Annotated in this window: 27 protein-coding genes and 1 pseudogene; 18 read left to right on the top strand and 10 right to left on the bottom strand. The window is 69.7% G+C overall.

The genetic code is table 11. The features are described from left to right. The 4 genes and pseudogenes from ACOJTB_RS09545 to cobJ form a co-directional block, all read left to right on the top strand. Positions 1-649: pseudogene (locus ACOJTB_RS09545) on the top strand (precorrin-3B synthase); the annotation flags it as partial. Next, positions 646-1278, top strand: a complete 633-nt coding sequence (locus ACOJTB_RS09540) for a precorrin-8X methylmutase (RefSeq protein ID WP_420102293.1) — start codon at positions 646-648, stop codon at positions 1276-1278. The pseudogene ACOJTB_RS09545 and the gene ACOJTB_RS09540, both read left to right, overlap by 4 nt. Positions 1279-1282: 4 nt before the next feature. Further along, complete coding sequence (locus ACOJTB_RS09535) at positions 1283-2029, top strand: precorrin-2 C(20)-methyltransferase (RefSeq protein ID WP_420102292.1); 747 nt, start codon at positions 1283-1285, stop codon at positions 2027-2029. Next, positions 2026-2817: a precorrin-3B C(17)-methyltransferase gene (cobJ, locus tag ACOJTB_RS09530; RefSeq protein WP_420102291.1), complete on the top strand. Its 792-nt coding sequence runs from the start codon at positions 2026-2028 to the stop codon at positions 2815-2817. The genes ACOJTB_RS09535 and cobJ overlap by 4 nt, the downstream gene beginning before the upstream one ends. Here cobJ and ACOJTB_RS09525 read toward each other — a convergent pair. Further along, complete coding sequence (locus ACOJTB_RS09525) at positions 2760-3524, bottom strand: cobalt-precorrin-6A reductase (RefSeq protein WP_420102290.1); 765 nt, start codon at positions 3522-3524, stop codon at positions 2760-2762. The genes cobJ and ACOJTB_RS09525 overlap by 58 nt on opposite strands. Between ACOJTB_RS09525 and cbiE the strand changes: the two genes are divergently transcribed. The 10 genes from cbiE (at position 3523) to ACOJTB_RS09475 (ending at position 12904) form a co-directional block, all read left to right on the top strand. Next, positions 3523-4770, top strand: coding sequence for a precorrin-6y C5,15-methyltransferase (decarboxylating) subunit CbiE (gene cbiE / locus ACOJTB_RS09520; protein ID WP_420102289.1), 1248 nt, complete (start codon positions 3523-3525; stop codon positions 4768-4770). The genes ACOJTB_RS09525 and cbiE overlap by 2 nt on opposite strands. Continuing rightward, positions 4767-5156, top strand: coding sequence for a cobalamin biosynthesis protein (locus tag ACOJTB_RS09515; protein WP_420102288.1), 390 nt, complete (start codon positions 4767-4769; stop codon positions 5154-5156). Before cbiE ends, ACOJTB_RS09515 begins: the two co-directional genes overlap by 4 nt. Positions 5157-5160: 4 nt before the next feature. After that, on the top strand, positions 5161-5925 hold the full coding sequence (gene cobM, locus ACOJTB_RS09510; protein WP_420102287.1) for a precorrin-4 C(11)-methyltransferase: 765 nt from the start codon (positions 5161-5163) through the stop codon (positions 5923-5925). Then, positions 5922-7247, top strand: coding sequence for a cobyrinate a,c-diamide synthase (locus ACOJTB_RS09505; RefSeq protein ID WP_420102286.1), 1326 nt, complete (start codon positions 5922-5924; stop codon positions 7245-7247). The genes cobM and ACOJTB_RS09505 overlap by 4 nt, the downstream gene beginning before the upstream one ends. After that, the gene (gene bluB, locus ACOJTB_RS09500; RefSeq protein WP_420102285.1) at positions 7244-7858 is read left to right on the top strand and encodes a 5,6-dimethylbenzimidazole synthase; all 615 of its coding nucleotides are present in this window, start codon (positions 7244-7246) and stop codon (positions 7856-7858) included. The genes ACOJTB_RS09505 and bluB overlap by 4 nt, the downstream gene beginning before the upstream one ends. A gap of 208 nt (positions 7859-8066) precedes the next feature. Next, positions 8067-8834 carry an ABC transporter ATP-binding protein gene (locus ACOJTB_RS09495; protein WP_420102284.1) on the top strand — a complete coding sequence of 256 codons (768 nt, stop codon included), beginning with the start codon at positions 8067-8069 and terminating at the stop codon, positions 8832-8834. Then, positions 8821-9567: an ABC transporter ATP-binding protein gene (locus ACOJTB_RS09490; protein WP_420102283.1), complete on the top strand. Its 747-nt coding sequence runs from the start codon at positions 8821-8823 to the stop codon at positions 9565-9567. Before ACOJTB_RS09495 ends, ACOJTB_RS09490 begins: the two co-directional genes overlap by 14 nt. A 66-nt stretch (positions 9568-9633) precedes the next feature. Further along, the gene (locus ACOJTB_RS09485; RefSeq protein WP_420102282.1) at positions 9634-10836 is read left to right on the top strand and encodes an ABC transporter substrate-binding protein; all 1203 of its coding nucleotides are present in this window, start codon (positions 9634-9636) and stop codon (positions 10834-10836) included. 171 nt (positions 10837-11007) lie between these two features. Continuing rightward, entirely contained in the window at positions 11008-11895 is an 888-nt protein-coding gene (locus ACOJTB_RS09480) for a branched-chain amino acid ABC transporter permease (RefSeq protein ID WP_420102281.1), read from the top strand. A gap of 16 nt (positions 11896-11911) precedes the next feature. Next, complete coding sequence (locus ACOJTB_RS09475; protein ID WP_420102280.1) at positions 11912-12904, top strand: branched-chain amino acid ABC transporter permease; 993 nt, start codon at positions 11912-11914, stop codon at positions 12902-12904. A 6-nt stretch (positions 12905-12910) separates the two neighbouring features. Here ACOJTB_RS09475 and ACOJTB_RS09470 read toward each other — a convergent pair whose 3' ends face one another. After that, positions 12911-13456 carry an isochorismatase family protein gene (locus ACOJTB_RS09470; RefSeq protein WP_420102279.1) on the bottom strand — a complete coding sequence of 182 codons (546 nt, stop codon included), beginning with the start codon at positions 13454-13456 and terminating at the stop codon, positions 12911-12913. A gap of 248 nt (positions 13457-13704) precedes the next feature. On the opposite strand from ACOJTB_RS09470, the gene ACOJTB_RS09465 reads away from it, so the two are divergent. Together ACOJTB_RS09465 and ACOJTB_RS09460 are read left to right on the top strand one after the other, a co-directional pair. Continuing rightward, positions 13705-15198, top strand: coding sequence for an MDR family MFS transporter (locus ACOJTB_RS09465; RefSeq protein ID WP_420102278.1), 1494 nt, complete (start codon positions 13705-13707; stop codon positions 15196-15198). Positions 15199-15290: 92 nt separating this feature from the next. Continuing rightward, positions 15291-15869, top strand: a complete 579-nt coding sequence (locus ACOJTB_RS09460; protein WP_420102277.1) for a DUF1269 domain-containing protein — start codon at positions 15291-15293, stop codon at positions 15867-15869. A gap of 131 nt (positions 15870-16000) precedes the next feature. Here the strand turns inward: ACOJTB_RS09460 and dapD are convergent, their stop codons facing one another. The 4 genes from dapD to ACOJTB_RS09440 form a co-directional block, all read right to left on the bottom strand. Then, on the bottom strand, positions 16001-16843 hold the full coding sequence (dapD, locus tag ACOJTB_RS09455) for a 2,3,4,5-tetrahydropyridine-2,6-dicarboxylate N-succinyltransferase (protein WP_420102276.1): 843 nt from the start codon (positions 16841-16843) through the stop codon (positions 16001-16003). Between the two features lie 94 nt (positions 16844-16937). Next, positions 16938-17693, bottom strand: a complete 756-nt coding sequence (gene cobF, locus ACOJTB_RS09450) for a precorrin-6A synthase (deacetylating) (protein ID WP_420102294.1) — start codon at positions 17691-17693, stop codon at positions 16938-16940. A gap of 54 nt (positions 17694-17747) precedes the next feature. Next, positions 17748-18026 carry a hypothetical protein gene (locus ACOJTB_RS09445; RefSeq protein ID WP_420102275.1) on the bottom strand — a complete coding sequence of 93 codons (279 nt, stop codon included), beginning with the start codon at positions 18024-18026 and terminating at the stop codon, positions 17748-17750. 181 nt (positions 18027-18207) lie between these two features. Beyond that, positions 18208-19191: a TRAP transporter substrate-binding protein gene (locus ACOJTB_RS09440; protein ID WP_420102274.1), complete on the bottom strand. Its 984-nt coding sequence runs from the start codon at positions 19189-19191 to the stop codon at positions 18208-18210. Positions 19192-19341: 150 nt separating this feature from the next. Between ACOJTB_RS09440 and ACOJTB_RS09435 the strand changes: the two genes are divergently transcribed. Then, positions 19342-20244: an aldose 1-epimerase family protein gene (locus ACOJTB_RS09435; RefSeq protein WP_420102273.1), complete on the top strand. Its 903-nt coding sequence runs from the start codon at positions 19342-19344 to the stop codon at positions 20242-20244. Between the two features lie 2 nt (positions 20245-20246). Here the strand turns inward: ACOJTB_RS09435 and ACOJTB_RS09430 are convergent, their stop codons facing one another. From ACOJTB_RS09430 to ACOJTB_RS09415, 4 genes are all read right to left on the bottom strand, one after another. Continuing rightward, complete coding sequence (locus tag ACOJTB_RS09430; RefSeq protein ID WP_420102272.1) at positions 20247-21749, bottom strand: serine hydrolase domain-containing protein; 1503 nt, start codon at positions 21747-21749, stop codon at positions 20247-20249. 73 nt (positions 21750-21822) lie between these two features. Then, complete coding sequence (locus tag ACOJTB_RS09425; RefSeq protein WP_420102271.1) at positions 21823-22035, bottom strand: hypothetical protein; 213 nt, start codon at positions 22033-22035, stop codon at positions 21823-21825. A 95-nt stretch (positions 22036-22130) separates the two neighbouring features. After that, positions 22131-22871, bottom strand: coding sequence for a M48 family metallopeptidase (locus ACOJTB_RS09420; RefSeq protein WP_420102270.1), 741 nt, complete (start codon positions 22869-22871; stop codon positions 22131-22133). A 73-nt stretch (positions 22872-22944) separates the two neighbouring features. Beyond that, complete coding sequence (locus tag ACOJTB_RS09415; RefSeq protein WP_420102269.1) at positions 22945-24291, bottom strand: polyhydroxyalkanoate depolymerase; 1347 nt, start codon at positions 24289-24291, stop codon at positions 22945-22947. A 149-nt stretch (positions 24292-24440) separates the two neighbouring features. Here ACOJTB_RS09415 and ACOJTB_RS09410 point away from each other — a divergent pair. Further along, positions 24441-25523: ActS/PrrB/RegB family redox-sensitive histidine kinase (locus ACOJTB_RS09410; protein ID WP_420102268.1), on the top strand; the 1083-nt coding region annotated here is incomplete at its 3' end.

The following is a 25523-nucleotide window of genomic DNA, read 5'->3' as shown; positions in this document are numbered from 1 at the left end:
CGATCTGACGGCGGGCGAGCTTGCGGGGCTGACCGATCTGCCGGCCGCCGAACCTCCCCGGCCCCGCCCGGCGCCCCAGCGCGTCGGCCGTTTCGCGGCCGAGCATGAACAGCTGTCCGTGGCAGTGGGCCTGCCCTTCGGGCGCTGCGATGCAGCGGCGCTCGAGGCGCTGGCGCAGGTTGTCGAAACCCTTCCGGCCACGATCCGGCCTTCGCCCTGGCGCGGGCTCGTCTTCGCGGGGCTTGCGGCCGCGGCGGCGGAAGAACTGCTTGTGGCGGCCGATGCGGCCGGGCTGATCACCCGCGACGGCGATGTGCGCCTGTCGATCCAGGCCTGTGCCGGCAGCCCGGCCTGTGCCCGCGGCCAAGCCCCCGCAGCCGCCGATGCCGGGCTTCTCGCACGGGCGCTCCCGGACCTGCTGCGCGGGACGTCTCTGCATGTCTCCGGCTGCGCTAAGGGCTGCGCCCATCCCGGCCGGGCCGATCTGACGTTGGTGGGGGTGGACGGGCGCTATGGCGTCGTGCTCGACGGAGGCAGCGACGATGCGCCGGTCGCGGTGCTTGACCTGCCGGCGCTGCTGGCGCGATTGCAGGCGCAAGGCGATTGGCGGGCGAGGCTCGCCGAATCCCAGACGAGGCAGGACGCTTGACCGAAGGCTATGACTATATCCGCGACGGTGCGGCGATCTATGACCGCTCCTTCGCGATCATCAGGGCCGAGGCCGATCTGTCGCGCTTCTCGGGCGTCGCCGAGCGGGTCGTGGTGCGGATGATCCATGCCTGCGGCATGACCGACCTGCCCCGCGACGTCGAAATGTCGGCGGATTTCGCGGACACCGCGCGATCGGCGCTGCGGGCGGGCGCGCCCATTCTCTGCGACGCCAAGATGGTCGCCAATGGCGTCACCCGCACGCGGCTACCGGCTGGCAACGCCGTGCTCTGCACGCTGGATGACCCGCAGGTGCCGGCGCTGGCGCAGCAGATGGGCACGACGCGCTCGGCCGCCGCCATGGAATTGTGGCGGCCGCATCTTTCCGGTTCGGTCGTGGTGATCGGCAATGCGCCGACCTCGCTGTTCCGGCTGCTGGAAATGCTGGATTCCGGCGCGCCCCAGCCGGCGGCGGTGATCGGGATTCCGGTCGGCTTCGTCGGCGCGGCGGAATCGAAGGAGGCGCTGGCGAGCCAGGGGCGCGTGCCCTTCCTCGTCGTGCATGGGCGGCGCGGCGGCTCGGCCATGGCGGCGGCGGCCGTCAACGCGCTGGCGCAGGACAAGGAATGACCGGTTGAGCGGCAGCACGCCCCCCAAGACCCTGCTTTACGGCGTCGGACTGGGTCCCGGCGCGGCGGATCTGATGTCGGTGCGGGCGCGCGATATCCTGCTGCGGGCCGACAAGCTGGTGCATTTCTGCAAGCGCGGCCGGCGGGGCAACGCCCGCACCACCGCCGACGCCATCGTGCCGCCCGACCCGGCGCGCGAGATCGCGCTGATCTATCCCGTCACGGTCGAGGCCGAGGTCGGCGACCCCGCCTATGACGGGCCGATCGCCGCCTTCTACGAGGAGGTGACCGGGCAGCTCGCCGCCGAGATGGCACAGGGGAGCGTGCTCGGCGTGCTCTGCGACGGCGATCCCTTCTTCTACGGCTCCTTCATGCATCTGTGGCGACGGCTGTCGCCGCGCTTCGCGACCGAGATCGTGCCCGGCATTCCGGCCATGGCGGGGGGCTGGACGGCGGCCGGGGCGCCCATCACCTGGGGCGACGACGTGATGACCGTCCTGCCCGGGACCCTGCCGGAAGAGGAGTTGCTGCGCCGGCTCAAGGACACCGATGCGGCGGTGATCATGAAGCTCGGCCGGCATCTGCCGAAGGTGCGCCGCGCGCTCACCGCCGCCGGGCTGGCCGAGCGGGCGATCTATGTCGAGCGGGCGACGATGGCGCAGCAGGCGGTGGCGCGCCTCAGCGACAAGAGCGACGACGAGGCGCCCTATTTCGCGATGGTGCTGGTGCCCGGCGAGGGGCGGCGGCTGTGAGCGGCTCCCTTACGATCGTCGGACTCGGCCCCGGCACGCCGGACTGGATCACGCCCGCCGCGCAAACCGCGCTCGATGCCGCGACAGACCTCGTCGGCTACGGGCCCTATCTCGACCGCATCCCGGAGCGAGAGGGGCGGACGAAGCATGCCTCCGACAACCGCGTCGAGGTCGAGCGGGCGGGCCATGCGCTGGCGCTCGCGGCGGAAGGCAAGCGGGTCGCTGTGGTCTCCGGCGGCGATCCAGGCGTCTTCGCCATGGCCGCAGCGGTGTTCGAGGCGCTGGAGGCCGGGCCGGAAGCCTGGCGCGCGATCCCCGTCACGGTCGAGCCCGGCATCACCGCCATGCTAGCGGCGGCGGCGCGGGCAGGGGCGCCGCTGGGGGGCGATTTCTGCGCAATCTCGCTCTCCGACAATCTCAAGCCCTGGGAAGTGGTGACGGCACGGCTTGCCGCCGTGCTCGCCGCCGATCTCGTCATCTGCCTCTACAACCCGATTTCGAAGGCGCGGCCCTGGCAGCTCGGCAAGGCGCTGGAGCTGGCCTGTCAGCATCGCGATGCCGCGACCCCCGTGCTGTTCGCGCGCGCCGTCGGCAGGCCGGACGAGGCGCTGCGCATCCTGACGCTGGCGGAGGCCGCCGCGCAGGCCGGCACGGCCGATATGGCGACGCTGGTGATGATCGGCGCGTCCAGCACGCGGCTGATCGCGCGAGAGAGCGCGGCGCCTTACGTCTATACGCCCCGTTCGGTCGCCAGCAGTCCCTGCGTCACCAGCCAGGGCAGGACCTGATCGAGATGCTCGACGGTCTCGACATCGGGCTTGGGCGGACGCGCCACCATCACCACCGGCAAGGCGAGCCTTCGCGCCGCCACGAGCTTGCCGATGGTCGCCGGGCCACCGGCATTCTTGCTGACCAGGATCTCGACACCCTCGCGGCGCATCAGCGCCTCCTCATCCTCGACCGGGAAGGGGCCGCGCGCGAGGATGACGTCGACATGCGGCACGGGCAGCCGGTCACCGATCGGCTCGATGGCGCGCACGAGATAGCGGTGCTGGGGCGCGGCGGCGAAGGCCGGCAGCTCCAGCCGGCCGATGGTCAGGAAGACGCGGCGCGGCTCCTGCCCCAGCGCCTCGGCGGCAGCCGCGATATCCGGGACGGAGGTCCAGCGGTCGCCGGGCTGCGGCGCCCAGCTTTCGCGGCGGATCGCCAGCAGCGGCACGCCCTCGGCCTTGCAGGCATGCTCGGCATGGAAGGGCATGATCGCGGCGAAGGGGTGCGTCGCGTCGATGACGGCGACGATGCCTTCCTCGCGCAGATAGCGCCGCAGCCCTTCGACGCCGCCAAAGCCGCCGACGCGCACCGGCAGGTTGCTCGGGCGGGGGTCGACGGTGTGGCCCGCAAGGGAGATGATGGCACGGATCTCGGGCGCCTGCTCGGCCAGCAGCTGGTCGAGCGCGGCAGCTTCGCTCGTTCCGCCGAGGATGAGGACGGTCATGACCACAATCTTGCGTGAATCCGATGAACTGTCGAGCGGCACGGCGCAGCCCTGGCTGACGCTGATCGGGCTCGGGGAGGATGGAGCGGCGGGCTTGGGCCGCGAAGCGCGAGAGGCGCTCGCCGAGGCCGACATCGTCTTCGGGGGCGAGCGGCATATCGCGCTGGTCGGCACGGTGCCGGGCGAATTACGGCCCTGGCCGCAGCCCTTCCGCAATGCGCTGCCGATGATCCTGGCCGAGCGGGGCCGGAAGGTCTGCGTGCTGGCGACCAGCGACCCGTTCCATTACGGCATCGGCAACAGCCTGAGCCGGGCGATCCCGGCGGACGAGATGCGGATCATCCCGCAGTCCTCCTCCTTCTCCATGGCCTGCAGCCGGATGCGCTGGCCGCAGGAGGAGTGCGCGCTGGTCTCGCTGCATGGCCGCACGCTCTACCGCATCGTGCCGCATCTCCAGCCGGGCGCGCGCATCCTCGCCTTGTCCTGGGACGAGACGACGCCGCGGGCCGTGGCGGAGCTGATGACCGCGCGCGGGTTGGGCGCGGCGCGCATCGTGGTGATGGAGGCGCTGGGCGGGCCAAGCGAGCGCATCCGCTGGACCCGCGCCGATGGCTTCGCGCTCGACGACATCGTGCCGCTCAACCTGATCGCGGTCGAGATCGGCGAGGCGCGGGAGGCGCGCATCCTGCCGCTGGCGCCGGGGCTGGACGAGGAGTGGTTCGCCCATGACGGGCAGATCACCAAATCGGAAATCCGCGCGATCACGCTCTCGGCGCTGGCGCCGCGCGCCGGCGAACTGCTCTGGGATGTCGGAGCCGGCTCGGGCTCGGTCGCGGTGGAGTGGTGCCAGCGCCATCCGCGCAACCGCGCCATCGGCTTCGAAGCCAAGCCCGAGCGGGCCCAGCGCGTGGCGCGCAACGCGCTGGAACTGGGCGGGCTGTCGGTCAAGGTGGAAGGCGCCGCGCCGGCTGCTCTGGCGGGCCAGGAGGCGCCGGATGCGGTGTTCATCGGCGGCGGGCTGACGGTGGGGGGGCTGTTCGAGGCCGCATGGGCCGCGCTGAAGCCGGGCGGACGGCTCGTCGCCAATGTCGTCACCCTCGAGGGCGAAGCGCGGCTCGCGGCGCTCCACGCCGCCCATGGCGGCTCGCTGCGGCGCATCTCGATCGACCGGCTCGCTCCGGTCGGCGGCAAGCATGGCTGGCGCCCGGCCATGCCGGTGACGCAATGGCGTGTGGAGAAGCCGTGACCGGCCGCCTCGTCGCCGGCATCGGCCTCCGCCCCGGCACGGGGGCGGCCGAGATCCTCGCATGCCTCGAAGCAGCACTCGCGCAGGCGGGTTTGGGTGCCGAAGCGGGGCCGCGCTTGGCCACGCTCGCCAGCCGCGTCGGCGAGCCGGGCATGGTCGAGGCCGCAGCCTCCCGGGCGGCCGAGCTCGTCGCCATTCCGGACGAGGCGCTGAAGGGCTTCGAGGCGTCCTGCGCCACGCGCTCGACCCGCATTGCCTCGCTTTACGGCGTCGGTTCTGTCGCGGAAGCGGCCGCGCTCGCCGCCGCGGGGCCGGGGGGCACCCTCGTGCAAGCGCGCATCGCGACGGCGCGCGTCACCTGCGCTCTGGCGCGCGAGGCGTCGTGACATCATGACGATCCACTTCATGGGCGCGGGGCCCGGCGCGCCCGACCTCATCACCCTGCGCGGGCGCGACCTGATCGCGTCCTGCCCCGTCTGCCTCTATGCCGGTTCGCTGATCCCGCAGGCGATGCTGGGCTGGTGCCCGCCCGGCGCACGGATCGTCGATACAGCCCCGCTCGATCTCGACGCCATTGTCGCGGAAATGCGGGCGGCGCACGAGGCCGGGCAGGATGTCGCGCGGCTGCATTCGGGCGACCTCTCGATCTGGAGCGCCTGCGGCGAGCAGTATCGCAGGCTGGACGGGCTCGGCATTCCCTACACGGTGACGCCGGGCGTGCCGGCTTTCGCGGCCGCCTCCGCGGCGCTGAAGCGCGAGCTCACCTTGCCCGGCCTGGCGCAATCGCTGGTGCTGACCCGCACCTCCGGCCGCGCCTCGGCCATGCCGGAGCGGGAGAGGCTCGCCACCTTCGCCGCCTCGGGCACGACGCTGGCGATCCATCTCTCGATCCATGTGATCGAGCAGGTAGCGGCGGAGCTGACGCCCTTCTACGGCGCCGATTGCCCGGTCGCGGTGGTGTTCCGCGCCTCCTGGCCGGACGAGACGGTGCTCACCGGCAGCCTCGCGGATATCGCCGCGCGGGTGCGTGCCGGCGGGCTGGAGCGCACGGCCCTGATCCTCGTCGGCCCCGCGCTCGCCACCACCGATTTCCGCGAGAGCGCGCTCTATTCGGTCGATTATGACCGGCGCTTCCGGCCGGGGGGCGGGACATGACCGCGCGCGGGCTCATCATCGCCGCGCCGCGCTCGGGCTCGGGCAAGACCACGATCACGTTGGGGCTGCAGCGGGCCCTGCGCCGGAGCGGGCTGACGGTGCGCGGGCTGAAATGCGGGCCGGACTATATCGATCCGGCCTTCCACGCCGCCGCGACCGGGGCGCCGAGCGCCAATCTCGATTCCCATGCGATGCCCCCGGGGCTGATCGGCGCCATCGCGAGGCGGGCCATGGCCGAGGCCGATCTCGTCGTCGCGGAGGGCTCGATGGGGCTGTTCGACGCGGTGCCGGGGCCGGAAGGGCGGACCGGGGCCGGCGCCGATATCGCCGCGCTGACCGGCTGGCCGGTGGTGCTGGTGGTGGACGTCTCGGGCGCGGCGCAATCGGCGGCGGCGGTCGCATTGGGCTGCACGCTCTACGACCGGCGCATCCGCGTCGCCGGGGTGATCCTCAACAAGGTGGCGAGCCCCCGGCATGAACGGCTCGTGCGACAGGGCATGGAGCGGATCGGCCTGCCCGTGCTGGGCGCTCTGCCCCGCGAAGCGAGCCTGATCCTGCCCGAGCGCCATCTCGGCCTCGTGCAGGCGGGGGAAACCGCCGATCTGGAGGCAAGGCTGGAGTCGCTGGCGGATGCGGTCTCGGCAGCGGTCGATCTCGAGGCCGTGCTCGGCATCGCGGGCCCCGCTACAGCGATGGCGGGTCTCGGCGCCACTCCGCCCTTGCCGCTGCCCGGCCGGCGGATCGCGATCGCGCGCGACGCCGCCTTTTCCTTCGTCTATCCGCATGTCGAGGCCGGCTGGCGCGAGGCGGGAGCCGACTTGCTGGCCTTCTCGCCCCTCGCCGACGAGGCTCCGCCGGAGGCTTGCGATGCCTGCTGGCTGCCCGGCGGCTATCCGGAGCTGCATGCGGGCCGTCTGGCGGGCGCGACGCGCTTCCTTGCGGGACTGCGCGAATTCGCCCGCAGCCGTCCCGTCCATGGCGAGTGCGGCGGCTATATGGTGCTCGGCCGCAGCCTGATCGACGCCGATGGCGTGAGCCACGCCATGGCGGGGCTGCTCTCGGTCGAGACCTCCTTCGCCAAGCGGAAGATGAATCTGGGCTATCGCCGGGCCGTGCTGGCGGCTGACGGGCCGCTCGGCCCCGAAGGCGCGGCGCTGACGGGCCATGAGTTCCATTATGCCAGCGTGGTCACCCTCGGCGAGGACCCGCCCTTCGCGATGGTGACCGATCCGCATGGCTCGGCGCCCGCCCCGGCCGGCAGCCGGCGCGGGCTGGTGACGGGGTCCTTCTTCCACGCCATCGCCCGGGCCGAGGCGGGATGAGCGAGGCCCCGGTCTTCGATCAGGATTTCGCCGCGCAGTTCGACGCGCTGCTGCGCTGGCGGCGGGATGTGCGCCGCTTCCGGCCCGAGCCGCTGCCCGAGGGGCTGGTGGAGAGACTGCTGGAGCAGGCCGCTCTTTCCCCTTCCGTCGGCTTGTCGCAGCCCTGGCGCTTCGTGCGGGTGCGGGATGCCCGGCTGCGAGCCGGCGTGCAGGCGAGCTTTTCGCGCTGCAACGCCGCCGCGCTCGCCGATTACGAGGGCGAGCGGGCCCGGCTCTATGCGAGCCTCAAGCTCGAGGGGCTGAAGGAGGCGCCCGAGCAGATCGCCGTGTTCTGCGATCACGCCACCGAACGCGGGCACGGGCTCGGCCGCCGGACCATGCCGGAGATGCTGGAGTATTCGGTCGTCGCCGCGATCACCCAGCTCTGGCTCGCCGCCCGCATCGAGGGGATCGGGCTGGGCTGGGTGTCGATCCTCGACCCGGACGAGATTTCGGCGCTGCTCGGCGCGCAGCCGGGGTGGAAGCTGATCGCCTATCTGTGCCTCGGCCGGCCGCAGGCCGAGAGCGAGGTGCCCGAGCTTGCGGCCGCCGGCTGGGAAAGGCGCGGCTGATGCCGCAGCGGCGGGCGGCTCGCGCAAGCGCTTGCCGAAGGCGCGCAAAACCGCCGCAGCCTTATCAGACAAAGGGATGAGATGGCCCGGCTCAGGCCCGTTTCGGGCCCGCGCGGCGTTGACTTGTGCGTTGGCCGCGGTGCAGCATGACCGACAAGGGGAAACGAATAGCCAAGAAAGACAAGGCTCATGCAAGCTGGCGCCAGGGATGTCTGAAGATATTATTCTGTCGACGACGGGTCTGACGAAAGCATTTGCCGGCTTCACGGCAGTGAACGGGGTGGACCTCAAGGTCCGCCGAGGGTCGATCCACGCTCTGATCGGGCCGAACGGAGCCGGCAAGACGACCTGCTTCAACCTGCTGACCAAATTCCTGCCGCCGACGAAGGGCGCGATCGTCTATAACGGCCGCGACATCACCCGCGAGAAACCCGCCGAGATCGCAAGGCTCGGGCTGGTGCGCTCCTTCCAGATCTCGGCGGTGTTTCCGCAGCTTTCGGTCTTGAACAATGTCCGCATCGCCTTGCAGCGCAAGCGCGGGGACTCCTTCGATTTCTGGCGCTCCGAGCGCAGCCTGAAGAGCCTCGACGGCGAGGCCGGCGCCCTGGTCGAGGCGGTGGGCCTTTCGCCCTTCCTGCATCTGACGGCGGGCGAACTCTCCTATGGCCGCAAGCGCGCGCTGGAAATCGCGACCACGCTCGCGCTCGACCCCGAGATGATGCTGCTCGACGAGCCGATGGCCGGCATGGGCCGCGAGGATATCGACCGCACCGCCGCGCTGATCAAGCAGGTCTCGGCCAACCGCACCATCCTGATGGTGGAGCACAATCTCTCGGTCGTGGCCTCGCTGTCGGACCGCATCACGGTGCTGGCGCGCGGCCAGGTGCTGGCCGAGGGCGACTATGCCACCGTCTCGCAGGATCCGCGGGTGATCGAGGCCTATATCGGTTCGGGAGGCGGCCATGGCCATCACTGAGGCGGCCAGGGCCCCGGCCGCGGCGACCTCGGCCGCGCCGCTGCTGAAGGTGCGCGGGCTCGAGGCCTGGTATGGCGAGTCGCATGTGCTGCACGGCATCGACCTCGATGTCGCGCCCGGCGAGGTGGTGACGCTGCTCGGCCGCAACGGCGCCGGCAAGACCACGACGCTGAAGTCGATCATGGGGGTCATCGGCAAGCGCAAGGGCTCGGTGACGATGGAGGGCCAGGAGACCATCGGCCTGCCCTCGCGCACCATCGCCCGGCTCGGGATCGGCTTCGTGCCGGAGGAACGCGGCATCTATGCCTCGCTCTCGGTGGAAGAGAACCTGATGCTGCCGCCCAAGGTGCGCGAAGGCGGCCTGCCGCTGGAGCGCATCTTCAGGCTCTTCCCCAATGTGAAGGAGCGGCTGAAGAGCCAGGGCACCAAGCTCTCCGGCGGCGAGCAGCAGATGCTGGCGATCGCCCGCATCCTGCGCACCGGCGCGCATCTGCTGCTGCTCGACGAGCCGACCGAGGGGCTGGCGCCCGTCATCATCGAGCAGATCGGCCGCACCATCGCCGAGCTGAAGCAGGAGGGCTTCACCATCGTGCTGGTGGAGCAGAATTTCCGCTTCGCCCAGACGGTGGCCGACCGGCACTATGTCGTCGAGCAGGGCAAGGTGATCGACATGATCCCCAATGCCGAACTCGACGCCAATATCGACAAGCTCCACCGCTATCTCGGGGTCTGAGCGCCGCTCGCGCCCCCAATCAGAACAGCGCCGGCAAAGACCGGCATCATTCAGGGAGAACGCATCATGAAGCTCAAGACCATCCTCGCCACCGGCCTGCTCGCCGCCGTGATGGCGAGCCCCGCCGTCGCCCAGCAGATCTCGGTCAAGGCCGGCGTGCTGAACGACCGCTCCGGCCTCTATGCCGACCTTTCCGGCGAAGGCTCGGTCATCGCCGCGCGCATGGCGGTGGAGGACTTCAAGGCCGCCGAGAAGGGCATCAAGGTCGAGATCGTCTCGGCCGACCACCAGAACAAGCCGGATGTCGGCTCGACCATCGCCCGCCAGTGGTACGACCAGGACGGCGTCGATCTCATCCTCGACGTGCCGACCTCCTCGGTGGCGCTCGCCGTCAGCCAGATCACCAAGGACAAGAACAAGATCCTGATCAATTCGGGGGCCGGCGCCTCCGACCTCACCGGCAAGGCCTGCACGCCGAACACGATCCACTGGACCTACGACACCTATGCGCTGGCGCAGGGCACCGGCGGCGCGATGGTCAAGGCCGGCGGCGATACCTGGTTCTTCATGACCGCCGACTACGCCTTCGGCCAGGCGCTCGAGCGCGACGCCACCGCCGTCATCACCAAGGCCGGCGGCAAGGTGGTCGGCTCGGTGAAGACGCCGTTCCCGGGCACCGATTTCTCCTCCTTCCTGCTGCAGGCGCAGGCTTCCAAAGCCAAGGTCATCGGCCTCGCCAATGCCGGCGGCGACACGGTGAACTCGATCAAGCAGGCGGGCGAATTCGGCATCACCCAGGGCGGCCAGAAGCTCGCGGGCCTGCTGACCTTCATCAGCGACGTGCATGCGCTCGGCCTGCAGGCGGCGCAGGGCCTCGTCCTGACGGAAGCCTTCTACTGGGACAAGGACGACCAGACCCGCGCCTTCTCGCAGCGTTTCGCCAAGGCCAATGGCGGCAAGATGCCGACGATGGTGCAGGCCGGCGTCTATGCCGGGATGCTGCATTACCTGAAGGCCGTCGAAGCGGCGAAGACCAAGGACACCGCCGCCGTCGTCGCCAAGATGAAGGCGACCCCGACGGACGACCCGCTGTTCGGCAAGGGCTCGATCGAGGCCAATGGCCGCACGATTCACGACATGTATCTCTACGAGGTCAAGAAGCCGTCGGAATCGAAGGGCCCGTGGGATTACTACAAGCTGATCTCGACCATCCCCGGCAAGGACGCCTTCCAGCCCGTGGCCGAGAGCGGCTGCACCCTGCTGAAGTGACGTCGCCTACAACCGGCTGCTCCGCCATCGTCCCGGGCGCCCTCAGGGCGACCCGGGATCGACCGGAGAGCGCCGGAGCCCGACCACGGATCCCGGCGCAGCGCTTCGCTCGGCCGGGATGACGCCGCCAATCCCGCCGACATTCATCGCTAAGGTCGAGTCGAGCCCCTTATGTTCGAGCTACTCGGAGTCCCTCCCCAGGCGCTGTTCGGCCAGGTCCTTCTGGGCCTGATCAACGGCTCGTTCTACGCGATCCTCTCGCTGGGGCTGGCGGTCATCTTCGGGCTTTTGAACATCATCAACTTCACCCATGGCGCCCAGTACATGATGGGCGCTTTCGTCGCGTGGATGGCGCTGAACTATCTCGGGATGAATTATTGGGTGGCGCTGGTGCTGGCACCGATCGTCGTGGGTGCGGTCGGCATCGCGATCGAGCGGCTGCTGCTCAGTCGCATCGCCCATCTCGACCATCTCTACGGGCTGCTGCTGACCTTCGGGCTCGCCCTGATCATCCAGGGCCTGTTCCGCAACCAGTACGGCTCCTCGGGCCTGCCCTATGCCATCCCGCCGCAGCTGTCGGGCGGTCAGAATCTCGGCTTCATGTTCCTGCCGAACTACCGCGCCTGGGTGATCGTCGCCTCGCTCGTGGTGTGCCTCGGCACCTGGTTCCTGATCGAGAAGACCAAGCTCGGCGCCTATCTGAGGGCCGCGACCGAAAACCCGACGCTGACGCAGGCCTTCGGCATCAATGTGCCGATGCTGGTGACGCTGACATACGGCTTCGGCGTCGCGCTCGCCGCCTTCGCCGGCGTGCTGGCCGCGCCGATCTATTCGGTGAACCCCAATATGGGCGGCGACCTCATCATCGTCGTCTTCGCGGTGGTGGTGATCGGCGGCATGGGCTCGATCATGGGCGCGATCGTGACAGGCTTCACCCTGGGCCTCGTCGAGGGGCTGACGAAGGTGTTCTATCCGCAGGGCGCGGCCACCGTGATCTTCGTCATCATGGTGCTGGTGCTGCTGGTGAAGCCCGCCGGCCTGTTCGGCCGCCAGGCCTGACGCGAGGAGCGCAACCATGACCGACCTCGCATCCACCGAAGCGCCCGCCGCCGGCCTCGCCCTTGCAGAGACCGACGACGGCACGGCGAAGCTGCACCGCAACCTCTTCATCGCGCTCGCCGCGTTGCTCGTGGTCGCGCCCTTCGTCGCCTACCCCGTCTTCGTCATGAAGGTGCTGTGCTTCGCGCTGTTCGCGGTCGCCTTCAACCTGCTGCTCGGCTATGGCGGGCTGCTCTCCTTCGGCCACGCGGCCTATTTCGGCATGGCGAGCTATGTCAGCGCCTATACCGCCAAGCAGTGGGGGCTGACGCCGGAACTCGCCATCCTGCTCGGCACCGCGACCGCGGGCCTGCTGGGCACCGTCTTCGGCGCGCTCGCCATCCGGCGCCAGGGCATCTATTTCGCCATGATCACGCTGGCGCTGGCGCAGATGGTCTATTTCTTCTCGCTGCAGACCCCGCGCTTCACCGGCGGCGAGGACGGCATCCAGGCGGTGCCGCGCGGCAAGTTCCTCGGGCTCATCAGCCTCGCCGACGACCGGGCGCTCTACTGGCTGGTGGCGGCGATCTTCCTGTGCGGCGTGCTGGCGATCTACCGCATCATCCACTCGCCCTTCGGCCAGGTCTGCAAGGCGATCCGCGACAACGAGCCCCGCGCCGTCTCGCTGGGCTATCGCGCCAACCGCTACAAGCTGATGGTCTTCGTGCTCTCCGCCACCTTCGCGGGGCTCGCCGGCGCGACCAAGGCCATCGTCTTCCAGCTCGCGTCGCTCACCGACGTCTACTGGACCATGTCGGGCGAGGTGGTGCTGATGACGCTGGTCGGCGGGCTCGGCACCGTCTTCGGGCCGATCGTGGGCGCCGCCGTCATCGTCGCGATGCAGAACTATCTCGCCAGCCTCGGTTCCTGGGTCCTGGTCGTGCAGGGCGTGATCTTCGTCGCCTGCGTGCTGCTCTTCCGCGAAGGCATCGTCGGCGTCATCGCCAAGGCGATCCGCAAGCCGCTGTAAAGGGCGTCAGCGGATCAGCTGCGACACCGCCCTGAACTGCGGATGCTCTGCCGTCCGCAGCCATTCGAACAGCACCATCTCGGTCGTGACGACCTCGGCGCCATGGGCGGCGAGGCGCGCCAGCGCCGCCTGATGCGACTCGGGACGACGCGAGCCGACGGCGTCGCGCACGATCACGACGCGGCGCCGATGAGCGAGCAGGGTGAGCGCGGTCTGGAGCACGCAGATATGGGCCTCGCAGCCGGCCAGGACCAGCTCATGGTCGCCGGCGACAGCCTCGAGAAAGGCGGGCTCGGCGCAGGCGTCGAAGCTCGTCTTGGCCAAGGTCGCGGCCCGCGCCGCGAGGCGGGCCTCGTCCAGATCCGGAAGGGTCGGCCCCAGCTTGGTGGGGCTCTGCTCGGTCACCAGCGCCGGCACGCCCAGCAGGGCCGCCGCATGCAGAAGCTGCCCGGCCCGCGCTAGCACATCGGCGCCGCCGGCGATCGCCGGCATCAGCCTTTCCTGCAGATCGATGACCAGAAGCTGCGTGTTCTCGGCCCGCATCAGCGGCATCGCAATTCCTCCCCCTCGTGCGGTTGCGCCCGCATCTGCCCCCGGCTCGCCACCGGGTCGGCCCATCAGCTTCGGGCCCGCCTGCCGCCGCCGCAAGCCGGCTGACGGGTTTGTGCGCTCCGGTACGGACCGAATCGCGCCTGCCCCGTTGTGACCGCAGGCCGGCCCCGCCGTCACGTCTCTGGCGCATGGCGACCGGTATCGTTACTGGTGCAACCTTCTCCCGACGCATTGGGACCGTCATCTCCATGGACCAGCGGGTCGAACATCCGGCGCCTGCCGCGCCTTTGACGCATGCCGATATCCGTTCGATCCTGATCGGGGTGATGACGGCGATGTTCCTGGCGGCGCTCGACCAGACCATCGTCGCCACCGCCATGCCGACGATCGGCCGCGAACTGCGCGACGTAACGCATCTGCCCTGGATCGTGACGGCCTATCTGCTGGCCTCCACGGCGGTGACGCCGCTCTACGGCAAGCTGGCGGATATCCATGGCCGCCGGGTGGTGATGCTGTCGGGCGTCGCGGTCTTCATCGTCGGCTCGGTCGCCTGCGCGCTGGCGCCCAATCTCGGCGTGCTCATCGTCGCCCGCTTCGTGCAGGGCATGGGCGGCGGCGGGCTGATCGCGCTCGCCCAGACCATCGTCGCCGATATGGTGCCGCCCAAGGAGCGGGGAAAGTATCAGGTCTATTTCGCCAGCGTCTTCATGTCGTCCTCGCTGCTGGGGCCGGTGCTCGGCGGGGTGATGGCGGAGAAGCTGCACTGGTCGGCGATCTTCTGGATCAACCTGCCGCTCGGGCTCTTCGCCTTCTGGATGGCGAACGGCGCGCTGAAGCGCCTGCCGCGCCACGAGCGACCGCACAAGCTCGACGTGCTGGGCGCCGTGCTGATGACCACCGGCACCATGTCGCTGCTGCTCGCCTTGTCCTGGGGCGGCACGGCCTATCCCTGGCGCTCCTGGCCGATCGCCGGGCTGCTGTGCGGCACGGTTCTGCTATGGAGCCTGTTCGCCCTCAGGCTGCGGCTGGCGGCCGAGCCGTTGATCCCGCTCGACATTCTCGGCAATCCCGTGGTGCGGATGGGCACGGTCGCGGCCGGCTTCGGCATGGGCACCTTCATCGGCCTCACCATCTATCTGCCGCTCTATTTCGAGACGGTGATGGGGCTCAGCGCCAGCACCTCCGGCCTCGGCCTGCTGCCGCTGACCTGCGGCACCGTGCTCGGCGCGACGAGCTCGGGCCGGGCGCTGACGCGGCTGAAGCATTACAAGCGCGTGCCGATGGTGGGACTCTTCGTGGCGATGTGCGGCGCGGCCGTGCTCTCGGCCTTTTCGGGGCGGATTCCGCTGGTGCCCTTCTGCCTGCTGCTCGCCGTGGTCAGCATGGGGCTGGGCACGGTGCTGCCCGTCGCGACCGTCGCGATCCAGAACGCGGTGCAGGCCCACCAGCTCGGCACCGCGACGGCGGTGGCCAATTTCTTTCGCCAGATCGGTGGCGCGCTGATCGTCGCGGCCTTCGGTGCGATCGTGCTCGGCGGGGTCGGGGGCGGCGGCGAGGCGACGCTCTCGCCCGAGGCGCTGAGGCTCGGCACGGTCGACCGGGCGACGATGGTGATGCTGTTCCAGCATGTCTTCGCCGCCGCCGCGCTCGGCTTCGGGCTGGCGCTCCTCTTCCTGTCGCGCATGCAGGAACTGCCCCTGCGCGGGCGGGCCGTGGAGGCCGCGCACGCCGTGGCGGATTGACGCAAGGGGAACGGCGCGGCCGAGTGCGGCGTTGCCTTGGGTCTGTCACATCGCTTTGACAGGCTCGATCTTGCCTAAAGCAGGAGGGCTCCATGTCCGATCTCGTCGTCATCGTCTATCCGACCGAAGCGCGCGCCGAGGAGATGCGCCAGACAATCATCGGTCTGCAGAAGGAATATCTGATCGAGATCGGCGACGCCGCCATCGCCGTCATGCATGAGGGCGGCAAGGTGAAGCTGAACCAGTTGCTCAACACCACGGCGCTGGGCGCAGTTTCGGGCTCGTTCTGGGGCCTGCTGATCGGCGCGATCTTCCTAATGCCGGTGTTCGGCGCGGCGCTGGGCGCGGCCTCCGGCGCGCTCGGCGGGGCGCTGACCGATTACGGCGTCAATGACGACTTCATGAAGGAACTGTCCGGCAGCCTGCAGCCGGGCAATGCCGCGCTGTTCGTGCTCGTCAACAAGATGACTGGCGACAAGGTGCTGGAAGCGCTGCGCGGCACGGGCGGCACCGTGCTAAAGACCTCGCTCGACCGCACGCAGGAGCAGAAGCTGCGCGACGCACTCGCCGACGCGCATGGCACCCTGCCGGCCGCGACGGAGGCAGCCCCCGAAGGCGAGCCGCCGGCGCCCTATCCGCAGGGTTCGGGTTCGCCCTCGCCGGTGGGCTGAGGCACCTCGACCTGCCCCGTCTCCCCTCGGGGGTGAGGGCCGCGCGACGATCATCGCCTCAGCCGCTCGATCCCTCATCCGTCTCGGCTTCGCCGAGCCACCTTCTCCCCCGAGAGGCGAAGGGAACGTTCTCAATCGCGCAGCAGCTCGTTGATGCCGGTCTTCGAACGGGTCTGGGCGTCGACCGTCTTGACGATGACGGCGCAGGACAGCGAGGGGCCGGGCGTGCCGTCCGGGAAGGGCTTGCCCGGCAGCGAGCCGGGGACCACCACCGAATAGGGCGGCACCTTGCCGATATGGATCTGCCCGGTGGCGCGGTCGACGATCTTGGTCGAGGCCGAAATGAACACGCCCATCGAGAGCACCGAGCCCTCGCCGACGATCACGCCCTCGACCACCTCGGAGCGGGCGCCGATGAAGCAATTATCCTCGATGATGGTCGGGTTGGCCTGAAGCGGCTCGAGCACGCCGCCGATGCCGACGCCGCCGGAAAGATGCACATTCTTGCCGATCTGGGCGCAGGAGCCGACCGTCGCCCAGGTATCGACCATGGTGCCGGAATCGACATAGGCGCCGATATTGACGAAGGACGGCATCAGGACGACGCCGGAGGCGATGAAGGAACCCTTGCGCGCGGCCGCCGGCGGCACGACGCGGAAGCCCGCGGCGCGGAAGCGGTTCTCGCCCCAGCCCTCGAACTTCGAGGGCACCTTGTCCCAGAACACGCCCTCGCCGGGGCCGTTGGCCATGATGACGTTATCGGTGAGGCGGAAGGAGAGCAGCACGGCCTTCTTCAGCCACTGATGCACGACCCAGTCGGCACCCTGCTTTTCGGCGACGCGGGCGGTGCCGGCGTCGAGCATCTCGATGGCCTGCTCCACCGCCTCGCGCACCGCGCCCTTGGTGTGGATGCCGATCTCGGCCCGGTTCTCCCAGGCGACGTCGATGGTCTGGCTGAGATCGGCGTGGGACATCGGGCGGCTCCGGTGGGCTTTGTCGGAAAAACGGGGGAGCGATGGCGGAAGCGCCGGCTGGCGTCAAGCGCGGCGGCGTGAGAGGCCCCTCGCGTCAGGCGCGGCGTCGGAGGAGATAGGTGTCCATGATCCAGCCATGGCGCTCGCGGGCGGCGGCGCGCTCGGCGACGATCTCCTGCGACACCTCGGCGAGCGGCCCGGCGATCAGCAGCTCGTCGGCCGTGCCGAGATAGGCGCCCCACCAGATGTCGAGCCCTTCAGGATCGAGCCGGGCGAAGGCCTGTTCGCCGTCCAGCATCGCCACCACGCTGTCCTGATCGGCCGGAAAGCCGGCGGCGAGACGCCGGCCGGTGGTGATGAGGATCGGCCCGCCGATGGTGTTGAGCGCGATGCGATGGCGTGCCGCCAGCACCTGAACGCTGCTGATGCCGGGATAGACCTGCCAGTCCAGCGGCAGGCCGGTGGCGGCGACTCGCTCCATGATGCGCAGGGTGCTGTCATAGAGCGCCGGATCGCCCCAGACGAGCAGGGCGCCGGTCTGCCCCTCTGCGAGCTCGGCCTCGAACAGCGCGCGATAGCTGCCTGCGATTCGCGCATGCCAGCCGTCGATCACGCCGCGATAATCCTCGCTGGCCGGAGCGCGGGCGGGAATCGGCACCGGCACGCTGCGATAGCTCCGCAAGCGGATGAAGCGGGCGCAGATCTCCTCGCGCAGGTGGCGCAACGCGGCCTTCTCGGTGCCCTTGTCGGGAATGAAGAGGACATCGGCCCGGTTCAGCGCCGCGATCGCCTCGAGCGTCAGATGCTCGGGATTGCCGGAGCCGATGCCGATGATCAGGATGTTTCGCAGAGCCGTGGCCATCGCGGCGGCATATCACGGCGCTGCGGCGGAAGGCGACCGCCTTCAGATCGCCCGGCGCTGCCCGCCAACCTGAGCGGGGCGATGGTTCTGCGGCCGGCGCGGGCCGACCGGCTCGGGCACCGCGACCGAGAGCAGATCCACCAACCTCTGCATGCGCGGCGGCAGCGTCTCGCCGGCGCTCAGATCAGCCGGCGTGCCGACCAGCGCCAGTGCCTGGCGAACCTCGCCGCTGCTGGCCTGCGTGCGGACCACTTCGCGCAGGATCATCTCGTCGACCCGGCCGATAGCCGCTGCGACCTCGGCCTCTGTGACCTGACCCATCCGGTCTCTCCCTCGTGGATTCGTCTCAAGGCGAGGGAGAGATAGAGTCGGCGCACCGATCGCGCAAGCTCTTGTTTTTATTATATAAATAGAACGATTCGAAAATGACCGTCCCTTGTCGCCGATGCCCGTGACGAGATCATGACGCGGGCCGGGCAGCGTCCGGCGCGGACGCTTGCGGTCAGCCCGCCGCGATCGCCTCGATCGCCGCCATGCCGCCGAGCTGCGGGGCGAAGCTCGCCCAGACCTTGCGCGCCCCCTCCTGCCAGGCCGGGCGATCCTGCGCCGCGACCATGGTACCTCCCGCCCGGGCGGCCTGCGCCATCGAGGCCGCCTCGTCGGCGAGGATCGCCTCATCGAACCAGGCGACGCCCTCGGTCGCGGCGGCCTGAAAGGCGGCGCGGTCGGCCTCCGACAGGGTTTTCCAGAAGGGCGCGGCGACCATCAGCACGCCGCTCGCCCAGATATGGCCGGTCTCGATCAGGCAGGGCACGACTTCGTAGAGCTTGAAGCCGGCATAGGCGGATTTGGTCAGGTCCATGCAATCGACCACGCCGGTCTGCAGGGCGTTGTAGGTCTCGGGGATGGGCAGCGGCGTCGGATAGGCGCCGAAGCTCGACCAGAGCGCGGTGTGCAGCGGGCTCTGAATCACGCGGATGCGCTTTCCCTTGACGGCTGCGGGGGTGGTCAGCGGCTCCTTCGCCAGCAGATGGCGGGCGCCGTAATTGATGAAGCCCAGCACCTGAAAGCCCTGGGCGGCATAACTGGCGGAGAGATCCGCCCCGAGCGGGCCGGCGAGCATCCGGCGCAGATGATCGCGATCGGAAAACAGGAAGGGCAGATCGAGCACCTGGCCCTGCGGCACCCAGGCGGAGAGGGCCGAGATGGTCGAGAGCGCGGCCTGGACCGAGCCGAGGCGGAGGCCTTCCGCGACCTCCTTCTCGCCACCCAGCGCGGCGTTGGGCACGATGCGCAGGTCGAAGCGGCCCGGCGCGGTGCGCGCCAGCGTCTCGGCGATGCGCCTCCAGATTTTCGTCTCCGGCTTGTCCTCGCCCAGCAGCGAGGCGACGGTCACCGGCCGGCCGGCGGCATGGCCCGCCCCGGCACGCAGCAAAGCGGGCACGGCGAGCAGGCTGGCGGCGAAATGGCGGCGTGTCGGCAGCATGACGAGTTCTCCCAAAGGCCAGATCGCCCAATCGCGCCGCTGCCGCAAGCCCGCCCTGCGGATGTCCGACGCTGCACGATGCGCCGCAGCGGGGGTTCAGGCCTGGCGCGGCATGCTCTATCGAGGGAAGGACGAGAGGAAACCCTGCCGATGAGCGACACCCACGAGATTGCCTCCGCGCGCCTCAGCGCGACCATCCGCGCACAGGGGGGCGAGCTGATCGGCCTGTCCAATGCGGACGGGCCGGCGCTCTGGCATGGCGGGCCGGAATGGCCGCGCCACGCGCCGGTGCTGTTCCCGATCGTCGGACGGCTGACCGACGACACGCTGATCCATGAAGGCCGGAGCTACCGGCTGACGCAGCACGGCTTCGCCCGCGACAGCCTGTTCGCCTGGGTCGAACGTACGGAAAGCCGGGCCGTGCTGGAACTGCGCGAGAGCGAGACGACGCTTGCGCTGTTTCCTTTCCGCTTCCTGCTGCGGATGACCTATGCGGTCGAAGACGCGACATTGAGCGTGATCACGCGGGTGGAGAATCCGGGCGATGAGCCGCTGACCTGCGGCGTCGGCGCGCATCCGGCGTTTCGCTGGCCGCTGGCGGAGGGCGCGGCGAAGGAGGGCCATGCGTTGCTGTTCCCGCGGCCGGAACCCGGCCCCGGCCGAGCCGTCGAATCGGGGCTGCTGGGGGCGAAGATCCCTCTCCCCTTCGATGGCGAGGAGCTGACGCTGGCCGAAAGCCTGTTCGCCAACGACGCCATCGTCATTCCGGACGCGGCCAACAGCGCGGTGCGCTTCAGCGCCCGCGACGGGAGCGGCCGCGAGATCCGCGCCATGACCGTCGCCTGGGAGGGCTACAAGGATCTCGGCATCTGGTCGAAGCCGACGGGCGCGCCGTTCCTGTGCATCGAGCCCTGGTACGGCATGGCGAGCGAGGCGGGCTGGCAGGGCGAGTTCCGCGACAAGCCCTGGCTGATGACGCTGGCGCCGGGCGAAGGCCGCGATCTGGTCTGGCGCGTCACGCTGGATTTCGTGCTGGGCGTCGCAGCGGGCTGAACTCAGACGCGCTCCAGCCGCAGGATGCGGGCGCGGTGCCCGCCGAGGCGCAGGGTCTCGCCTTCGAGCCAGAAGCAGGGGCGATAAAGCCAGGGGCCATGCTGAAGCCGCGCCAGGGCACGGCCGTTCGGCAGGGGCGTCAGCGTGGTGAGGGAACCACCGGCGGGCCAGGGCATCAGCGCGGTGCCGTCCGCACCGATTTCGATCTCGGTGCCGAAATCGGCATCGCGCCAGCGGCCGACGAGGCGCGGATCGAGCTGCGTGCCGGCAGCGACGCGCCGCAGCCGGCGCGGCTGGCCGCCGATCGTGCCGGCCAGCGTATCGGCATCCTCCTGCCGCAGGCGGATATCGAGATAGGCCGGGAAGCTGCGCAGCCCGCCCGCGCCATCGTCGAACAGCCGCTCATAGCCGCCCATGAACCCGAGCGAATCGGCGCCGAGTTCGGCCCAGAACGGCCCTTCCTCGCTGGCGAACAGGCCGGGAGTCAGCGTCGCGGGCTCCGGCAGCGCCTCGCCGGCCAGCCGCGCCATCACCGTCATGGCATGCCAGAGCGCCTCCTCCTCGCGATTGGTCAGCACGACGACCCCGACGCCGAGCGCGGGCGCCATCAGCATGTGGTTGCGATAGCCCGGCAGCGAGCCGCCATGGCCGACGAGATCGACCCCGCCGAGGCGATTGCAGACGAGCCCCAGCCGATAGACGCTCTCGGCGCCATCGGCAAAATGACGGGGCGCGGTCAGCCGCTCCAGCATGCCGGCGAGGGCCCCGCGCCCGGCGAGCAGGGCGCCGGCCCAATTGGCGAGATCCTCGGCCGAGCCGGCAATGCCGCCCGAGGCCGAGAAATGCAGGCCGTAATGGCCGCGCTTCCAGCTTTCGCCCTCGCGCCAATAGCCGGTGGCGAGGCCGGGCAGGATCTCGGCCCCGTCATAGGGCAGGCGGAAGCCGGCGCCGACCGCCGCGCCGAGTTCGGCAACGATGTCGGCATAAGAGCGGCCCGTCTCCTGCTCCAGCACGCGCTGGGCGAGCCGCCAGCCGGTGTTGGAATAGGCCATCTCGGTGCCGGTTTCGGCGCTGAGACGGGGCAAGCGGCAGGCGAGCGCGAAGATCTCCTCCGCACTCAGCGTCGCGGTGAAGGGCACGCCCTGCTGCCAGAGCGCCTCCATCATGTCCGGCAGGCCGCCGGTCATGTCGAGCGCGCGGCCGAGTTCGACCCCGGCGAGCGGCGACGGCAGCTCTTTCAGCCAGTGGCCGAGAGGCCGGTCGAGCGGGATGCCCGCCCGCAGCAGCGCGATGGCCAGCACATGCTTGCTGATCGAGGCGTAGCGGTTCGGTGTCGCCGGGGTGAAGGGCAGGCCGTGCTCGATGCTGGCATGACCGGCGGAAAAGGCCTCGCGGATGCCGTCGCGGTCGAAGAGCACGATCGCCCCGCCGGGCTCCCCGGCCCCTTGCCAGAGATCCACGATCCCGGCGGCTCGCGCCGCGGCTTGCGTCCAGTCGATGGTCATGGCGCCCAGCTTCGCCCAAGCGCTGGGGCATGCAACCCTCGCCGAAGCCGGGGGGCCATGCGGCGGGGCAAGATCAGCCCAGCTCGGCCTCGATCTCGGCGTTGAAGGCGTCGGCCAGCATGGCGCGGCAGGCCTCGGCCTGCTCGCGGGCGGTATCGAGCGCGATGTGAGGCATGATCTCGGCGAGATCGCGCAGGGCGAAATCGACCGCCGACATCAGGCCGAGCACGGGCTGCTCGGAAGCCACCGGCATTGACGGGCGGCGGAACGCGATGACCTGACCCATAGGCATACTCACACTCGGGAAGCGAATCGGCCTTCACTGTGCGGCGGCAGGCTTCAGAAAGTGGTTAACGGCGGCGGGGGAGAACCCTCTCGGCCTCAGCCATAGCCGTGCAGGCTGGCGCCATGGCGCTTGAGCCAGGCCTCCGCCTCCTCGGTGCGCGCGCAGAGCTGGTGCGTCAGCGCCCAGAAGCGGTGGGAGTGGTTCATCTCCTTGAGATGGGCGACCTCATGGGCGGCGAGGTAGTCCAGCACCAGCGGCGGGGCGAGAATCAGCCGCCAGGAAAAGCTGAGATGGCCCTGCGAGGAGCAGGAGCCCCAGCGGCTCGTCGTGTCGCGCAGGGTGATCTTGCGGGCCGGAACGCCGAGCCGGGCGGTGTGGCGGCCCACGGCCTGCTCCAGATCCTCCAGAGCGAGGCGTCGCAGAAAATCCCTGATGCGGCGGGGCACATGCGCGCCCTCGCCCGCCACGGCGATGATCGGCGCGCCGTCCCGGTCCTGCGTGGCCTGCGTCAGCCCGCGCGCCTTCGACCAGTGGACGATGCGGTGGGGCACCCCGCGCAGGGGCACCAGCTGTCCGGGCTCGAAGGGCACGGCGGCGGGGCGCCTCGCCATGCGCGCCGCGATCCAGCCGCCGTGACTGTCGGCGAAGGCGCGGCCGGCCGCGAAGTCGACCCGTTGAGGCAAGGTAAGCGTGATCTCCCCCGTCGCCTGAGAGACGCGCAGGGTCATACGCCGCGCATTGGCGCGGCGCTTCACCGAGACCGGGAAACGCTGGCCGGCGTGAAGGACCTCGATCGTGTCGGGGTCCGGCTGGCGCTTGAACAGGGAAAGGCGCATGCGGGCGAACAGTGCGGGATTCGGACGTCCCGCGAAAGTGGCGCCTCAGGCGGTGCGCTTCAAGCGGTCGCCCTCAGGCGACCACCTTCAGCCCCTTGCGCTGCTCGGCCGCGCTGTCCACGCGGCGGTTCTTGGCCGCCTCCATATCGAGGCTGACCATGAAGTCGGAGATGCGCGGCTGGATCTCGGAGCGGAAGCGCGAGCCGTTGAAGACGCCGTAATGGCCCACCTTCGGCTGGAGATAATGCACCCGCTTCTCGTCCGGAATATTGACGCACAGATCATGCGCGGCCTTGGTCTGGCCGACGCCGGAAATGTCGTCGTTCTCGCCTTCCACCGTCATCAGCGCGACGCGGCGGATGGCGGTGAGATCGACCGGCTTGTCGCGGTGCATCATCTCGCCCTTGGGCAGCGAATGCTTCACGAACACGGTGTCGACCGTCTGGAGATAGAACTCTGCGGTGAGATCCATCACAGCGAGATATTCGTCGTAGAAGTCGCGATGCTTCTCGGCCGAATCGCCGTCCCCCGTCACCAGATGCTTGAACATGTCGTAATGGGCGGTCAGGTGGCGGTCGATGTTCATCGCCATGAAGCCCGAAAGCTGCATGAAGCCGGGATAGACCTGCCGGAAGGCGCCCATATTCGGCAGGGGCACCACGGTGATGCAGTTGCGGCGGAACCAGTCGATGCCGCGCTCCATCGCGAGCTGGTTCACCGCCGTCGGCGAGCGGCGGGTGTCGATCGGCCCGCCCATCAGCGTCATCGAGCGCGGCGCGGCTGGGTCGCCCTCCGCCTCCATGCGCGCGATCGCGGCGATCACCGGCACGGAAGGCTGGCACACGGCCATGACATGGGTCTCAGGGCCCAGCGTCCGCAGCATGTCGATGACGTAGTCGATATAATCGTCCAGATCGAAGCGGCCCTCGCTCAGCGGCACCAGCCGCGCGTCGATCCAGTCGGTGATGTAGACGTCGTGGCCGGGCAGGAAAGCTTCCACTGTGCCGCGCAGCAGCGTGCTGTAGTGGCCCGACATCGGCGCGACGAGCAGGATCTTCGGCTGCGGCTTGCGCCGCTCGCCGATCTTGCGGTCGAAATAGACCAGCTTGCAGAAGGGGCGCTCCCACACCACCCGCTCTTCCACCGCGACCTTGACGCCGTTGACGGTGGTCTCGTTCAGGCCGAAGGCGGGCTTGCCGTAACGGCGCGTCATGCGCTCGAACAATTCGCAGGATGCCGCGACGCTGCGTCCCAGCGGCGTGTAGGTCAGCGGGTTGGCGGGGTTCTTGAACGCGAGCATCATGGCATCGGAGAGGCCCCGCATGGGGCTCACCATCATGTGCACGGCTTCATAGGCATGGTAGGCGAAGGACATGATGGCCCCTTCATGCACGATGGCGTTGCTGCGGCGCAGGCGCATTTGCCGCACCGCAAAAAACCAATCTACGTTGATTTTGTTCTCATTCAACCCGTCCAAAGACTAAGATTTCCCTCCATGCGAAGCAGACGCACGCCAGCCGCGCGAATCGCCGACCCGAAATGCCCCTTGCGGACGGGGGAGCGGCGGCGATGACGGGGGCGGACGCGGCCGAGGCGGTGTTCTCGCGCTCGAACCGGCATCTGCGGCTCGACACGCTGGTGCGGCTGCGCTGGCTGGCGGTGGCGGGCCAGAGCGCGGCGGTCGCGGGCGTGCATTTCGGCGCCGGCTTCGCTTTGCCCTTCGGCTGGTGCTTCGCGGTGATCGCGGTCTCGGCCTGGCTGAACATCGCCCTGCGCATCCGCTTTCCGCTCAGCCACCGGCTGAAGGACGGACCGGCGACCGCGCTGCTGGCCTTCGACATCGTGCAGCTGGCCGCGCTGCTCTACATGACGGGCGGCCTGCAAAACCCGTTCGCGATCCTCTTCCTCGCGCCGGTGCTGATCTCGGCGACGGCGCTGCCACCGCCGCGCACGCTGCTGCTGGGTGCGCTGGCGGCCGCCCTTGCGACGCTGCTGAGCCTCTTCCACATGCCGCTGCCCTGGTCGGGACCCGAGAGGCCGGTGCTGCCGGCCGCCTACCAGTTCGGCAACTGGGCGGCGCTGGTGCTCGGCCTCGCCTTCACCGGCATCTATGCCTGGCGCGTCGCCAAGGAGGCGCGCGATCTGTCGGACGCGCTGGCGGCGACCGAGCTGGTGCTGGCCCGCGAGCAGCATCTCTCCCAACTCGACGGGCTGGCCGCCGCCGCGGCCCACGAGCTCGGCACCCCGCTGGGCACGATCGCCCTGGTGGCGCGGGAACTGACGCGGCTCGCCCCGCCGGAGGGGGAGATGGCGGAGGACATCGCGCTGCTGCGTGAGCAGGTGGAGCGATGCCGGGGCATTCTCGGCAAGCTCTCCAGCCTGCAGGACGAGGATGCCGGGCCGCTCGACCAGCTGACGCTGCGCCTGCTGATCGAGGAGGCCGCCGGCCCGCAGCGCCCCTTCGGCGTGCCCTTCGAGATCACGATGACCGGCGAAAAGCCGGAGCCGGTCTGCCGGCGCAATCCGGGCATGATCTACGGGCTCGGCAACATCGTCGACAACGCCGTCGATTTCGCCCGCAGCAAAGTCTCGATCGCGGCGGAATGGACGCCGACCCTGGTGCTCCTCACCATCGCCGATGACGGGCCGGGC

Origin of the sequence: Allobosea sp., from assembly GCF_048595345.1 — a bacterium.
Classification (GTDB): Bacteria; Pseudomonadota; Alphaproteobacteria; order Rhizobiales; family Beijerinckiaceae; genus Allobosea.
This window is presented reverse-complemented; position numbering and strand designations above follow the sequence as displayed.

Coding starts and splice junctions, on each gene's coding strand:
- ACOJTB_RS09445 (WP_420102275.1), bottom strand. CDS start 18,026: ATGGGTCAGGTCACAGAGGCCGAGGTCGCAGCGGCTATCGGCCGGGTC.
- ACOJTB_RS09480 (WP_420102281.1), top strand. CDS start 11,008: ATGTTCGAGCTACTCGGAGTCCCTCCCCAGGCGCTGTTCGGCCAGGTC.
- bluB (WP_420102285.1), top strand. CDS start 7,244: ATGAGCGAGGCCCCGGTCTTCGATCAGGATTTCGCCGCGCAGTTCGAC.
- ACOJTB_RS09460 (WP_420102277.1), top strand. CDS start 15,291: ATGTCCGATCTCGTCGTCATCGTCTATCCGACCGAAGCGCGCGCCGAG.
- ACOJTB_RS09430 (WP_420102272.1), bottom strand. CDS start 21,749: ATGACCATCGACTGGACGCAAGCCGCGGCGCGAGCCGCCGGGATCGTG.
- ACOJTB_RS09505 (WP_420102286.1), top strand. CDS start 5,922: ATGACCGCGCGCGGGCTCATCATCGCCGCGCCGCGCTCGGGCTCGGGC.
- ACOJTB_RS09495 (WP_420102284.1), top strand. CDS start 8,067: ATGTCTGAAGATATTATTCTGTCGACGACGGGTCTGACGAAAGCATTT.
- ACOJTB_RS09440 (WP_420102274.1), bottom strand. CDS start 19,191: ATGCTGCCGACACGCCGCCATTTCGCCGCCAGCCTGCTCGCCGTGCCC.
- ACOJTB_RS09420 (WP_420102270.1), bottom strand. CDS start 22,871: ATGCGCCTTTCCCTGTTCAAGCGCCAGCCGGACCCCGACACGATCGAG.
- cbiE (WP_420102289.1), top strand. CDS start 3,523: ATGACCACAATCTTGCGTGAATCCGATGAACTGTCGAGCGGCACGGCG.
- ACOJTB_RS09470 (WP_420102279.1), bottom strand. CDS start 13,456: ATGCCGCTGATGCGGGCCGAGAACACGCAGCTTCTGGTCATCGATCTG.
- ACOJTB_RS09475 (WP_420102280.1), top strand. CDS start 11,912: ATGACCGACCTCGCATCCACCGAAGCGCCCGCCGCCGGCCTCGCCCTT.
- ACOJTB_RS09415 (WP_420102269.1), bottom strand. CDS start 24,291: ATGCGCCTGCGCCGCAGCAACGCCATCGTGCATGAAGGGGCCATCATG.
- ACOJTB_RS09525 (WP_420102290.1), bottom strand. CDS start 3,524: ATGACCGTCCTCATCCTCGGCGGAACGAGCGAAGCTGCCGCGCTCGAC.
- dapD (WP_420102276.1), bottom strand. CDS start 16,843: ATGTCCCACGCCGATCTCAGCCAGACCATCGACGTCGCCTGGGAGAAC.
- ACOJTB_RS09435 (WP_420102273.1), top strand. CDS start 19,342: ATGAGCGACACCCACGAGATTGCCTCCGCGCGCCTCAGCGCGACCATC.
- ACOJTB_RS09465 (WP_420102278.1), top strand. CDS start 13,705: ATGGACCAGCGGGTCGAACATCCGGCGCCTGCCGCGCCTTTGACGCAT.
- ACOJTB_RS09425 (WP_420102271.1), bottom strand. CDS start 22,035: ATGGGTCAGGTCATCGCGTTCCGCCGCCCGTCAATGCCGGTGGCTTCC.
- ACOJTB_RS09485 (WP_420102282.1), top strand. CDS start 9,634: ATGAAGCTCAAGACCATCCTCGCCACCGGCCTGCTCGCCGCCGTGATG.
- ACOJTB_RS09490 (WP_420102283.1), top strand. CDS start 8,821: ATGGCCATCACTGAGGCGGCCAGGGCCCCGGCCGCGGCGACCTCGGCC.
- cobM (WP_420102287.1), top strand. CDS start 5,161: ATGACGATCCACTTCATGGGCGCGGGGCCCGGCGCGCCCGACCTCATC.